The sequence below is a fragment of the Acinetobacter sp. UBA6526 genome (genome assembly GCF_002434875.1).
Lineage (GTDB): Bacteria > Pseudomonadota > Gammaproteobacteria > Pseudomonadales > Moraxellaceae > Acinetobacter > Acinetobacter venetianus.
The window spans coordinates 1,847-15,083 of the sequence record NZ_DJLC01000120.1 but is presented as its reverse complement, the minus strand read 5'-3'; the positions used below and the strand labels follow the sequence as shown (position 1 = coordinate 15,083).

The following is a 13,237-nucleotide window of genomic DNA, read 5'->3' as shown; positions in this document are numbered from 1 at the left end:
AATCCTTAAACAGTCTGATCATCTTCAAGTTGTTTTTGTGCTTCAGCAACGAGGCTCATAAAGTCTTTGATCACTTCACTATCGTTGTCATATCCTTTTTTCTCCCAAATTTGTTCGAAAAGCTTTTCAGGTGTTGGCGGTTCTAAATTGATACTTTGCTTAGTTTCAGTTGAGTTTTCAGTAGACAAATACTGTCTTGAAATGCGTACCAAGCGATAACGATCTTTAGGTAGCGCATCTTCAAATTGTTGTCTTAAATTGGGTTGTGGTGGTGTGGCAGTGTGGTATTCGATATCGACATATTCTCGGTGATCAATGTTTTCGATGGGTTCATTGGGTAAATTTTTAAGACGCTGCATGACTTCATTCAATTCGCCTTTGATTTTATGCAACTGAATTGATCGTGGAATCGCAATGGCATCAAAAGAAAATTTATTTTCAACATTTGCTGAGTCAATTGTGACATCGACCACTTGATGTTTGTAGTTAATTTCACTAAAGGAAAGTGGGATCGGTGAGCCACTATAGCGAATATGTGGATGTTGAACTTTCTGTGGTTTATGCAAATGCCCAAGAGCCACATAATCAATACTGTCGTCGAATAAAGCAGTCGAAAGTGCTTCTTCATTGCCAATAATAATTAGTCGCTCTGAATCTGAGGTTTCTCCACCTTGCATATGTGCATGTGACATTAAAATCAGTGCTTGGTCATCGGTTTTACGACGTTTAGCTTCTTCAATTAAGTGTTGATGTAAATAAGCAATCGCATTTTGGCTGTTGGTGGTGTGTTCATTAAACCCAGTGATTTCTGCTGAACGCAAGAAAGGTAGGGCAATACACCATGCCACAATCTGTTTTTGCTCATCATAAATCGGTAAAATTAAACGCTCCAAGTCGAGGCTTTTGTCTTGATTCCAACGAATCACGCCGACGGTTTTGGCATTATATTTTTCTAATAAAGGCTCAACTTGTTCGATACGATAACCTGAGTCATGATTACCTGCAATCATTAAAGTTTGCATTTGTGGCGCAAGATCATGCGCATCTGCGAGAAATTGATAAAGTTGTTTTTGTGCTTGTGAGCTGGGATTGATGACATCAAAAATATCACCCGCGATCAATAGCGCATGCGGTTGTTTTATTTTGATCTGTTCCAGTAACCATACAAGAAATTGTTCATGTTCATATTGGCGTGAGTGGTTATAAAAAAACTGTCCCAAATGCCAGTCAGACGTATGAAAAAAACGCACAGTCATGAAATAGAAAATCCCTATTTTTGAATAGGGATAAGGTAGCATAAATTGGTACTTAAAATAGGATCGTGTTATCTGAATGTGTGAGGGAAGATCAAAGCCATAAAATAAAAGCCCCAAATTATTTACATAATTTAGGGCATTTTGATATCAGATTAATGATGCATATCACTTTCCATTTTCCACGGTAAAGTGCTTGGTGAAATATGCAAGAAGTGAAGATATTTCTCAAACTGATTTAAAATATCATTGATAAGAGAACTTTGATCAAAACCATAAACATCATACGCTCGACCACCACGAAGTAAGAAAACCTCAGCGCGATAATATTTTTCTTGATCAACGTATTCCTTACGCTTCAAGTCTTTCATGTAGCTTGGAATCGTATATTCACACATCCTAATCTCGTAGATAAATTCAACATTATCGAGTTCGGATAGTCTGAGTTGCACTCGCGTATTGACTTCATCGTAAATCACTTCAAAAGGCCAATCTTTATCTTGGAAACCTTGTTTAACCGCTTCCATACTTTGATAAGCCGTCGTTGCGATAAATTGACTCACTTGTTGCTGAGTTGGGAACGTTACAAGACAGTGTAGACGACGTTGAATTAAGGATTCTGTATCATCACTTTTTTCAGGGGCGTGTTGGGTCGGTTGATGGTGAGTTAAGCTTGCATTGCGATGTTGTTCAATCACCAAGGCTCGGCACATTCCAATAATTGCAATCAACATAATGATGGTAAAGGGCAGCGCACTGACAATAGAGGCCGTTTGTAAAGCCGTTAAACCACCAGCAAGTAGTAATGCCGAAGCAATTAATCCTTGTGTGGTCGACCAGAAGATACGTTGCCAAATCGGAGTATCGGTTACTCCGCCAGAGGCAAGGGAATCAATCACTAATGAGCCTGAGTCTGCTGAGGTTACGAAGAAAGTAATAATCAAAATAACACTGAGAAAGGATAATAAAGACGTGAGTGGTAAATGTTCATAGAGCTTAAATAAGGCAATTGCTTTATCTTGTTGAACATCTTGCACCAGTGAGCGATAACCCTCGACCATAATCAAATGCAGAGCGGTATCACCGAAGACGGAAAACCATAAGAATGTAAAAAAGGTTGGAATGAGCATGATCCCAACAATAAACTGTCGAATGGTTCGTCCACGACTAATCTTCGCAATAAAGATACCAACAAATGGTGCCCATGAAATCGTCCAGCCAAAGATGAATAAAGTCCAGTTTCCGATCCAGTCATTTGATGTATAAGCTTGTAAACTAAAAGTTCGTTCAACTAAATTACTGAGATAGCTTCCTGTATTTTCAACAAATGTTTGTAAAATAAATAAGGTTGGGCCAACAATAAATACAAACAACATGAGCGCAACAGCAAGTCCAATATTAATAATGGAGAGTCGCTTAATGCCTTTATCCATACCTGCAACAACGGAAAAAGTTGCCAACAGCGTGATAATTAAAATGGTTGCAATCTGCACAGGCGTGCTAATTGGGATAGAAGGGAATAAGTAATTCATCCCCGTATTAATTTGCGTTACAGATAATCCTAAGGTCGTGGCAATCCCAAATAAAGTACCTAAAATTGCAAAGGTATCAACGGTATGTCCCATCCAGCCATTAATGCGATTTCCAATTAAGGGGAATAATGTCGAACGCATTGCCAGTGGTAGGCCATGACGAAAAGTGAAATAGGCAAGTGATAAGCCAACCACGCCATAGATTGCCCAGATATGGAAACCCCAATGGAAATAGGCGATTTGCATGGCTTGTTTGGCGGCATCTACGCTTTCTGGTGTCCCTTGAGGTGGCTGACTAAAATGCAAAACAGGTTCGGCCACCCCAAAGAATAAAAGCGCAATACCATAACCTGCTGAAAATAGCATCGCGAACCATGATAAAAAACTATATTCTGGCTCAGCGTGATCAGGGCCTAATCTGATATTTCCCCAGCTACTCATTGCAATCCCAACAATAAAAATAAGAAATGTTGCGACGGCTAACATGTAGAACCAACCAAAAGTATGGGTTACATAGTTAAGAACTTCTGAGAAAAATTGACCTGCTAATTCTGGATTACTGATTGTTCCAAATAGCACGAAGACAATGACGATAACGGCTGGAATAAAAACAGGAAGTAAGATTGCTGTTTTAAAAAATCCTTTTGTTTCTGTTGTGGAAGTCATACAAAACCTTTCCTTTCGATATTTTTCTTAAATTTTTTAAGTCGATAGAGGGTTCGTATAACATCATTGATAGATGATAATGCGTTTGAATCTATAAGAATAAGTGTGTGCTTTGCTCGACATCATTTTCTTCATATTGACTATAATAACGTCAAAATGATGATGCGACAAATCAGTGCACATGGTTGAAATGGTCAGGCGAAGTTAAAAGTTGATCCGTTTAGTTTGAGAATTCAGACATATTTTTATATTGATTTTATCGAGCTAAATTTTGAAAAGGTAAATTAAATCAGTATTTAATCAAGTTTCTGATTAAAAAAATTCACTGTTTATTCATTTTTCTAATCAATGCAAAAATACCTAAAATATGATGATTGAAATACTTTTAATTAAATCAAAAAAAGAGTTGTGTTTAAGCCAAAAAATCTACAAGACATACATTGAAGATATTTAAACCATCAATTAGTTTATTACCGAGATGATGATTACAAAGAGGAAAATAAAATGAGCTTAGGAAAAGTAAGCCGAGAAATAATGGGACATATTATGTTGATCGGCTTAGATCGGGTCGCAAAGCGTAATGCTTTTGACAGTCATATGATTGCCGATTTATCCCTAGCCTTAACTGAGTATGAAAATAATCCTGAATTGCGTTGCGCCGTGATTTTTGCACATGGTGATCATTTCACTGCGGGTTTAGATCTGGTCGAATTACAACCGAAAATTCCACAAGGAATTTTTAATTTTGAGGAAGGTCAAGTAAATCCTTGGGGTGTGAGTGGACGACATAGAACGAAACCTATTGTTGTCGCCGTACAAGGCTTTTGTTATACCGCAGGCGTTGAGTTAATGCTCAATGCTGATGTAGTGATTGCAAGTGAAGACACCATATTTGGACAGCTTGAAGTATTACGTGGAATTATGCCATTTGGTGGAGCGACGGTAAGATTTGTACAAGCAGCAGGCTGGCAAAAAGCGATGCCATATTTGTTAACGGGTAAGACCTTTGACACTCAAACAGCAGATAAACTTAATTTGCTTTCAGAGATCGTTGAAAAAGGTAAACAGCTAGATCGCGCTATCGAGGTGGCACAAGAAATTTGTATTGCCGCACCATTGGCAGTACAGGCCTTATTGGCATCAGCAACCGATGCTGTAACCGAAGGACAGATGTTTGCATTTCAGAAAATGGATAGTTATCTCAAACCGTTATTTTCATCTCAAGATGCCCAAGAGGGTGTAAAGGCTATGCTTGAAAGAAGACTACCTGATTTTAAAGGAAAATGAAGTTTAAGTTTTTCTGATTGGTCATATAACATATTGGGATGACAGGTTTATTTGGCATTTTCATCGACCTCGCAAATCCCAAATACATTGTGATCCAAATCGACAAAATAGCCTTGCCAGCAACGATTTGGAATCGCAAATTTTGGCATAGCAACAGTACCGCCTAAATTTAAGATTTTATTTGCCGTTTCATCAAAGTTTTCAACTTGAATGGAGCAAGTAAAGGCATTGGTACCACATTCCATAGGTGGTATGGCAACAGGACGTTGTAATAGACCACCGTGAATTCCAGATGTTTCGATACGGTAATATTCAATTGGAAGCCCCTCAGTTTTTTCGAAGTGCCAATCAAACACAGATTGATAAAAATGGATGTCACGCTTTGGATTTGAAGACTGAATTTCAAAATAAATAAGATGATTCATATTTTTATCCTTGTTATTTTTGTTGATGATAAAAAATAAAAACCGACGATTCGAGTGATGAGAAATCGTCGGTCAAAATCTTTATTAAAGGTTTTGGCTGCTAACAAAACCTTTGCCAAAGATGGAGAGTCATAATGAAAGGTCACCGAAAAATATTGCGGATGCCGTGCAATGAACATTCGGTTGCTGCGACCTTGTACCCTATATAACGCTGCTCGATGAGGATTGGTTGACATAAAAATGAAAAAAAAGAGAAAAAAATTTATAATTATTTTTCAAAGCCGATTCTATTAGGTTTATCTTTATGATTTCATTGCGTTTGTACTATATTTGGTTTTTTATTATTTGTCTGCTTGCAACTTTGATAGCTGGTATCTTGGCTGCAATTTTACCAAATAGTGTAGGCGGTGTGTTAACAGCGATTCCTTATTTGATCGCGATAATTTTTGTTTTATTCAGATTTCTAAAAAAACAGCGTCGTGCGCCAACACCTCAAGAGAAAAAACGATTAACACTGGGCTTTACTTTGATCTTTTGGGGGTATAACGCTTGTGGTTTATTGCTTGGTTTATTTATCTTTGCACGTAAAGACCCTGAAATTTGGCAGAACTTTTTATTGTATTTAAAACAACCTGCATTTTTATTGACAGTTTTAGCCATGTGGTTCGTCATTGCCGTTCCATTATTTCTGATTACTTTTTGGTTTTATGGTCCACAAGCTCAACGAATGGCGAACAAGATGTTTAATACGCACTAAAAAAGTTCACTTGTAATTCACTTTTATTTTGCTAAGACTACAAATACACATAATTTTTGATAGGTCGTGAGATGCAAAAATTGACTGTATTGGTGACGGGAGCAAGTGGTTTTATTGGTTCTCATCTTTTAGCTTATTTATTGGAAAGACAATATACAGTCATCGCATTGACGCGGCAAAGGAATAAATCATCGGATCATCCTGATCTGTATTGGGTGAATCATTTTGAGCAAATAGAGACGACACAAATTGATTATGTTGTAAATCTAGCAGGGGAGAATATAGGCGCTAAGCGTTGGACTGAAAATCGTAAACAACAGCTGATTGAAAGCCGTGTTGCAATGACGCAAAAGCTGTATGAATGGCTAGATGTACATCAAATCTTCCCCAAGTGCATTATTTCTGGTTCTGCAATTGGTTATTACGGCATTGATCCAAATGAACAATGGGCGGTAAGTTGCGATGAAAATACACCGCCCCAAGCTATATTTATGTCTGAACTTTGCCAAAAATGGGAGCAAATGGCGCTCAAATTCACTGCAAGAAACACCAAAATCATTCGTTTGGGGGTTGTGTTTGGTCGTGGTGGAATTCTGCCGCAAATGTTACTGCCCATTCGTTTAAATACAGTGGGACGAATTGCATCTGGAAGACAGCCGATTGTATGGATTCATATCCAAGATGTGCTCAGCGCAATCGAATTTTTATTCACATCTGATCAAGCACAAAAAGTCTATAATTTGGTTGCACCTGAGCAATCAAATCAGCAGCAATTTGTAAAAGTTGCGGCAAAAATTTTAAAGCGTAAGCCACTGCTGCCAATGCCAAAATGTATTTTTGAATTGATGTTAGGTGAACAGTCTCAATTGATTTTAAATGGTCAATTTGTTGAACCCAAAGCTTTGGTTGAGTATGGTTTTCAATTCCAATATCCAACACTTGAATCAGCCCTCAATGACATTTTAGCTCGTCATCAATAATGTTTTTTCTAAGCGGCTAGGTGAATAGGCGTTGGGATCAATAATGGTATTTTGTTCTAAAATCAATTGGCGTAGTAAAAGGGCAGAGCCAGAACCCATACATAGTCCGTTGCGAAAATGTCCAAAGTTTGCCCAAAGGTTTTCGATATCAGGCATTTTACCAATATATGGAATCCCTCTAGGCGAGCTTGGGCGTAGACCAGCCCAACGTTTTACAATTGGAAACTGCGCAAGTTCGGGCACCATTTCTAAGCAAGCATCTAAAATATTCTGTTGTGTTTGCCTATCGGTACTTGTATTGAAACCAACTTCCGCCATGCTTGAGCCACATACGATATGTCCATCTTGGCGAGGAATCAGATACATCACACGATTCATGCACATGGTAGGTAACCAGTTTTCGGGTGTTTTGAATAATAGCATTTGCCCTTGAACTGGATGAACTGGAATTTCTCGTTGCAGTTGTTCTAGCCAATGCTGACTCCACGCGCCTGAAGCCAGTACCACATGGTCTGCATAAAAACGCTGTCCGTCATTGAGTTGTACGCCTTGTGCTTTATGATTTTGAATCAGTAGCTTTTCAATTGGACAATGTTCAAAAAATTGAACGAGGGGATGTTGTTTTAAATAGTGAATCAGTGATTGCAATAGTCGTGGATTGCGTACATTGGATAGTTGTGGGAAATAAATCGCTTGTTGAAATTGTGCCGAAATATGCGGATTAACATGTTCTAATTTTTCTCTATTTAATAAATGAGCCTGTTGCATAGGTTCATTAAATTGAGTTGCATAATCAAGACCAACGTTAAAGTCTTCCTGATCGAAAATCAGCATACCTGTATCGTGGATTTGAAAGTCGATTCCTGTAATCGGCAGCAACTTTTCATTCCACTTTTGGTAGAGGGATTTACCATATTGAGCAAGTTGATTGACCTCTGGCGCATATCGCCAAGGGTACATCGGAGAAAGGATTCCTCCACCTGCCCAAGAAGCAGCTTGCCCCGCTTGCTGTTGATCAAAAATGTCGACTGAACAGCCTTGTTCAACAAGTTCTAATGCGGTCATTAATCCGCTGATACCCGCACCAATGATGGCAATATGCATGTTAACCAGTTTTATTTGCTTAATTTGGGTGAGCGCCCAAATTTGATCTAAATTAATAAGAATAAATACGGCGGAGTCTTGCCGAGTTCTCAATCTATTCTATGCTTAGCCTTCAGCTAGACTTACTTTGGTTTGCCCTGAGAAGCGTTTGAAGCTTCGTAAGAGCAAAGGCATTGTCATCCGCAAAACTCGTTGTTTACCATCAACTCGTTTAGTTAATCGCAGAAACATCATTCTTTTAATGTTGTCCTGTCTCAAACAATTGCGGATGACGTTTCCGAGTATCCAATTTCAGTATAAGGTTTTATACCAAAATCAGATCAATCATTTCATCTCTTTCAGTTTACGCGCTGCATCTTCAGCAAAATACGTCCAAATCCCATCAGCACCAGCACGACGGCAGCACATTAAAGACTCTAAAATAACACTTTCAGATAACCAGCCATTTTGAATCGCACCCGCAAGCATGGCGTACTCACCACTGACTTGATAGATGAAAGTTGGCACACCAAACGTATCTTTTACTTCACGGACAATATCTAAATAAGGCATACCGGGTTTGACGATCACCATGTCTGCACCTTCTTGAATATCAAGGGCGATTTCATGCAGTGCTTCTGCACGGTTGCCGACATCCATTTGGTAATTATATTTATTGCCGCCTTTTAGGTTGCTAGCAGAACCAACTGCATCACGGAATGGGCCGTAGAAACTTGAGGCATATTTAGCTGAATACGCCATGATATTGGTATAAATAAAATTATTCTGCTCAAGTGCTTGGCGAATCGCACCAATGCGACCGTCCATCATATCACTTGGTGCAACAACATCTGCACCCGCAGCTGCATGGCTAAGTGCTTGCTTTACGAGGCATTCAACTGTTTCGTCATTGAGTACATAACCTGTCTCATCAATGATACCGTCCTGACCATGTGTTGTATAAGGATCAAGTGCGCCATCGGTAATGAGTACCATTTCTGGCAATTCTTTTTTTAGTAAGCGACAGGTTGTTTGTACTAAACCATTTTCATCCCATGCCGCTTCTGCTGTTAGGCTTTTGTCTTCTTGTGGCGTGACTGGAAATAATGCAAGCTTTGATACGCCCAGTTCCAGTAAGCTTTCTGCTTTTTTTAACAGCAAGTCAGCTGATAAGCGTTGCACATTTGGCATGCTTGGAATGTCTTGCGTTTGTTGCTGTCCCGGTAATACAAATACTGGATAAATCAGATGATTTGCTGTGAGTTGCGTTTCGCTGACCATGGCACGAAGTTGGTCATTTTTACGGATACGGCGCATGCGCGTCGCTGGGAAAGCTGGGCGATTGAACGTATAAGTCATAACAATCTCGATGTTCAGTATTACACTATAGGAATAATTGAATCATTTAAGTCATGCTAGGGGAGAAAACTTAGCGGCTTAGATCAATTGAAAAACCTAGCTATTGTAGCCCCATATTTTAAAGTTTGTGCAAAATAATGGGGCATTTATCGTTCCCTTGGATGTTAGCAGCGTATGAATGATGTAAAGAGAAACTGGACTGGAAATATTCAATTAGGTGCAAAGGCAGATCATGACGTGGTCTTGAAGCAGCTTTGTAAAGCATTTAATGCCTGTCCTTTTTTTAAGTACAGTGGCATGGTCATGCGTGTCGTTGATGATCAGATTGAAGGATATTGTGAAATGCAGCCTGAGTTGGTCGGGAATGTCGCATTTCAAATTTTACATGGTGGAGTTGCTGCAACAATGTTAGATAGCATTGGTGGTGTGGTTGCTATGGAACAGCTCTATCGCCGTGCAACACCTGAGGATTTACCCGATACCATCAAAAAAGTGTCACGTTTGGCGACAGTTGATATGCGTGTGGATTATCTTGCGCCGGGTCGTGGAAAATATTTTATTGCTCGAGCAGAAACTTTACGTTTAGGACGTAAAGGTTGCACGATGAGAATGACGATGGTCAATGATGAAGGGAAACCAATTGCAACAGCAATCGCTTCATATGCATTTTAAAAAAATAGACCAATAATTAAAGCGTCTCAGACGCTTTTTTTATATTTGTATATAAGTTTTGCCGAAAATAATTATCAAAATATAAGAATTGAACGCACCAGTTATTTTTTTTATTCTCGCTATATGATTTTTTGTCGTTAGAATGCTTTTAAATTTTTTGCTCGAATTTTGATCTGTGGTTTTAACATTCGGTTAAGTTTTTAAAAATAGACTGATCGGCTGATTAAACCAAAAGTTAAAATTTTATTTAATTTTCAGGAATAACTTATGAGTGACGCCCAAGCAAATCAACAAGATGCTGCTTTAAATTCGGCATCAGATGATGCAATGAAAGCAAAACGTAAAAAGTTTTTAGGATTTTTTGCACTCATTCTTATTCTTGCAGCAATTTTGTATGGCATTTGGGCGATTTTCTTTAACCATTCAGTGACCACAGATAACGCCTATGTAGGGGCGGAAACTGCACAAATTACTTCGATGGTGAGTGGTCAGGTTGCCGATGTTTTGGTTAAAGATACACAACAAGTAAAACAGGGTGATGTACTGGTTCGCATTGATGAGCGTGATGCCAAAATTCAATTGGCACAAGCTCAAGCTGAATTGGCAAAAGCGCAACGTCAATACAAACAGAGTCAGGCAAACAGCAGCTCACTTAACTCGCAAGTTGTGGTTCGTAATGATGAAATTATTAGTGCCCAAGCACAAGTAACTAAAGCACAAGCTGATTTTGATCGTGCAACGCTAGAATTAAAACGCCGTAATGAACTGGCAGCTTCTGGCGCAATTTCAAAAGAAGAATTGAGTAAAGCACAAAGTGCTGTATCAACAGCAAAAGCAAGTTTGGATTTAGCGCAGGCTGGATTGGCTCAAGCAACGTCAAGCCGTAAAGCAGCTGAAAGTACTTTGGCCGCAAATGAAGCATTGATTCAAGGGGTCAATGAATCATCTACGCCTGATGTTTTGGTTGCTCAAGCCCATGTTGAACAAGCCAAATTGGATTTAGATCGTACGGTGATCCGAGCACCAGTCGATGGTGTTGTAACACGTAAAAATATCCAGATTGGACAGCGTGTAGCACCCGGTACCGTGATAATGTCAGTGGTTCCTGTTGCTGCGCTTTATGTTGATGCGAATTATAAAGAAAGCCAACTTGCGAAAGTAAAAGCAGGGCAGAAAGTTACACTCAAATCTGATTTATACGGTGATGATGTGGTTTACCATGGTGTAGTTCAAGGCTTCTCTGGCGGTACAGGTGCCGCATTTGCTTTAATTCCGGCTCAGAACGCAACAGGTAACTGGATTAAGGTGGTACAACGTTTACCTGTACGTATTTCTCTAGATCCAAAAGAGCTTGCTGAACATCCACTGCGTGTCGGCTTGTCGATGGAAGCGGATATTGACCTTGCATCGAAGTAATTAGCCATGAAAACGCAAACACCTTTTGCAGAACTGAGTGGTGGCCGATTACTGCTTGCAGCATTTGTTATCGCACTCTCAAACTTTATGGTGGTCTTAGATACCACCATTGCCAATGTATCTGTACCCCACATCACAGGGAACTTAGCTGTTTCAAGTTCACAAGGGACTTGGGTTATTACGTCCTATGCTGTGGCTGAAGCAATTTGTGTTCCTTTAACTGGCTGGTTGGCTGGACGTTTTGGGACTGTTCGGGTCTTTGTCTTTGGACTGATTGGTTTCACTATTTTTTCATTCCTCTGTGGTTTAGCGACCTCACTGGAAACGTTGGTATTTTTCCGTATAGGTCAAGGGCTTTGTGGGGGTCCACTGATGCCACTCAGTCAAACCTTGCTCATGCGTATTTTCCCTCCAGAAAAACATTCACAAGCCCTGGGCATGTGGGCAATGACCACTGTCGTTGGCCCAATTTTAGGTCCGATTTTGGGTGGCTTAATCAGTGATAATTTGTCGTGGCACTGGATTTTCTTTATTAACATTCCTGTTGGTATTTTCTGTGTTTTAGCTGCGATACGCTTGCTATCTGTTGCTGAAACCAAAACTGAAAAATTACGTATTGATGCCATTGGCTTGGGCTTATTGGTGTTGTGGATTGGCGCATTGCAACTCATGCTTGATCTTGGACATGAGCGGGATTGGTTCAATAGCAGCAGCATTATTATGCTTGCTCTGATCGCTGTTGTTGGCTTTATCGTGTTTATGATCTGGGAACTGACTGAGAAGCATCCTGTGGTCAATCTCTATGTATTTAGGCATCGGGGATTTGCTGTTTCAGTGCTCGCACTGGCTTTTGGCTTTGGCTCATTCTTTGGCAGTATTGTCTTGATCCCGCAATGGTTACAGATCAATTTGGGTTATACCGCAACATGGGCTGGTTATCTCACCGCCACGATGGGATTTGGTAGTTTAACCATGTCGCCTATCGTTGCGAAACTGGCAACGAAATACGATCCACGAGGATTGGCAAGTTTTGGTTTAGCTTTGCTCGGTGTTGTTACCGTCATGCGTATGTTTTGGGTGACCGATGCAGACTTTATGGCCTTGGCATGGCCGCAGATTTTGCAGGGCTTTGCTGTACCGTTTTTCTTTATTCCGCTGTCGAATATTGCAATGGGATCGGTACTACCATCTGAAATGGCTTCTGCCGCAGGTTTGATGAACTTTTTACGGACCATGGCAGGGGCTATTGGTGCATCGATTGCAGTGACGATTTGGGATGATCATACCAAAGTGGCGCGTAGTGAAATGGTTAATACTTTACATCCGCAAGAAGTACAAAATAGCTTGCTTCAAAATGGATTCTCTCCAGATGCAACACTGGGTGTGATTGCGAATTTAGTCGATAAAGAGGCAATTACCATATCAGCCAACCATGTATTTATGCTTTTGGCATTGGTATTTATATTTGCGAGTGCATTCATTTGGTTGAGTCCAAAACCGAAACCGATCTCTGGTGGACCTGCACCACATTAACTTAGATGAAAATAGGTTGTTGACTATAAAAAAACTCGGATATTTAATCCGAGTTTTTTATTTTTCTACTTTTTATTTTCATTGTAATTTTTTTATCAAAAAGTACTTTTTGAGAGAGGAAAATCAAAAGACTTGGAAAGTGTTTTTTAGCGTCAATTTAAAGGTTTTGGGTGTAAAATATACTAAATTTGCATTTTTTTAGTGAAAAGCTTGATTAATCGAAATTATAGGCGTATAAAGCATAACCTCTGGTGCGGGATGGAGCAGTCTGGTA

The 13,237-nt window shown here is 39.6% G+C and carries 11 protein-coding genes; 6 read left to right on the top strand and 5 right to left on the bottom strand.

What is annotated here, in order from left to right; genetic code table 11:
• Nucleotides 1-5: 5 nt before the first annotated feature.
• Nucleotides 6-1,256: an exonuclease SbcCD subunit D gene (locus tag B4237_RS07970; RefSeq protein WP_374974210.1), complete on the bottom strand. Its 1,251-nt coding sequence runs from the start codon at nucleotides 1,254-1,256 to the stop codon at nucleotides 6-8.
• Between the two features lie 152 nt (nucleotides 1,257-1,408).
• Complete coding sequence (locus tag B4237_RS07965; protein WP_278596712.1) at nucleotides 1,409-3,451, bottom strand: BCCT family transporter; 2,043 nt, start codon at nucleotides 3,449-3,451, stop codon at nucleotides 1,409-1,411.
• 504 nt (nucleotides 3,452-3,955) lie between these two features.
• Here B4237_RS07965 and B4237_RS07960 point away from each other — a divergent pair.
• A complete protein-coding gene (locus tag B4237_RS07960) occupies nucleotides 3,956-4,738 on the top strand; it encodes a crotonase/enoyl-CoA hydratase family protein (RefSeq protein ID WP_278596713.1) in 783 nt (260 codons plus the stop codon).
• Between the two features lie 47 nt (nucleotides 4,739-4,785).
• Here B4237_RS07960 and B4237_RS07955 read toward each other — a convergent pair whose 3' ends face one another.
• Nucleotides 4,786-5,163 carry a VOC family protein gene (locus B4237_RS07955; protein WP_023013964.1) on the bottom strand — a complete coding sequence of 126 codons (378 nt, stop codon included), beginning with the start codon at nucleotides 5,161-5,163 and terminating at the stop codon, nucleotides 4,786-4,788.
• A gap of 304 nt (nucleotides 5,164-5,467) precedes the next feature.
• Here B4237_RS07955 and B4237_RS07950 point away from each other — a divergent pair, with 304 nt between their 5' ends.
• Both B4237_RS07950 and B4237_RS07945 read left to right on the top strand, forming a co-directional pair.
• On the top strand, nucleotides 5,468-5,920 hold the full coding sequence (locus B4237_RS07950) for an ABZJ_00895 family protein (RefSeq protein ID WP_004881025.1): 453 nt from the start codon (nucleotides 5,468-5,470) through the stop codon (nucleotides 5,918-5,920).
• A gap of 71 nt (nucleotides 5,921-5,991) precedes the next feature.
• A complete protein-coding gene (locus B4237_RS07945; RefSeq protein WP_278596714.1) occupies nucleotides 5,992-6,900 on the top strand; it encodes a TIGR01777 family oxidoreductase in 909 nt (302 codons plus the stop codon).
• Here B4237_RS07945 and thiO read toward each other — a convergent pair.
• Both thiO and hemB read right to left on the bottom strand, forming a co-directional pair.
• A complete protein-coding gene (gene thiO / locus B4237_RS07940) occupies nucleotides 6,883-8,004 on the bottom strand; it encodes a glycine oxidase ThiO (protein WP_278596719.1) in 1,122 nt (373 codons plus the stop codon). The genes B4237_RS07945 and thiO overlap by 18 nt on opposite strands.
• A gap of 324 nt (nucleotides 8,005-8,328) precedes the next feature.
• A complete protein-coding gene (gene hemB, locus B4237_RS07935; protein ID WP_019384987.1) occupies nucleotides 8,329-9,342 on the bottom strand; it encodes a porphobilinogen synthase in 1,014 nt (337 codons plus the stop codon).
• Between the two features lie 174 nt (nucleotides 9,343-9,516).
• On the opposite strand from hemB, the gene B4237_RS07930 reads away from it, so the two are divergent.
• The 3 genes from B4237_RS07930 to B4237_RS07920 all read left to right on the top strand — a co-directional run bounded on the left by B4237_RS07930 (nucleotide 9,517) and on the right by B4237_RS07920 (nucleotide 12,963).
• Nucleotides 9,517-10,014, top strand: coding sequence for a thioesterase family protein (locus B4237_RS07930; RefSeq protein WP_278596715.1), 498 nt, complete (start codon nucleotides 9,517-9,519; stop codon nucleotides 10,012-10,014).
• A gap of 267 nt (nucleotides 10,015-10,281) precedes the next feature.
• Nucleotides 10,282-11,430 (top strand): HlyD family efflux transporter periplasmic adaptor subunit, encoded by a 1,149-nt coding sequence (locus B4237_RS07925; RefSeq protein WP_278596716.1) that lies wholly within the window; start codon nucleotides 10,282-10,284, stop codon nucleotides 11,428-11,430.
• 6 nt (nucleotides 11,431-11,436) lie between these two features.
• Entirely contained in the window at nucleotides 11,437-12,963 is a 1,527-nt protein-coding gene (locus B4237_RS07920; protein ID WP_286942574.1) for a DHA2 family efflux MFS transporter permease subunit, read from the top strand.
• Nucleotides 12,964-13,237: the final 274 nt, after the last annotated feature.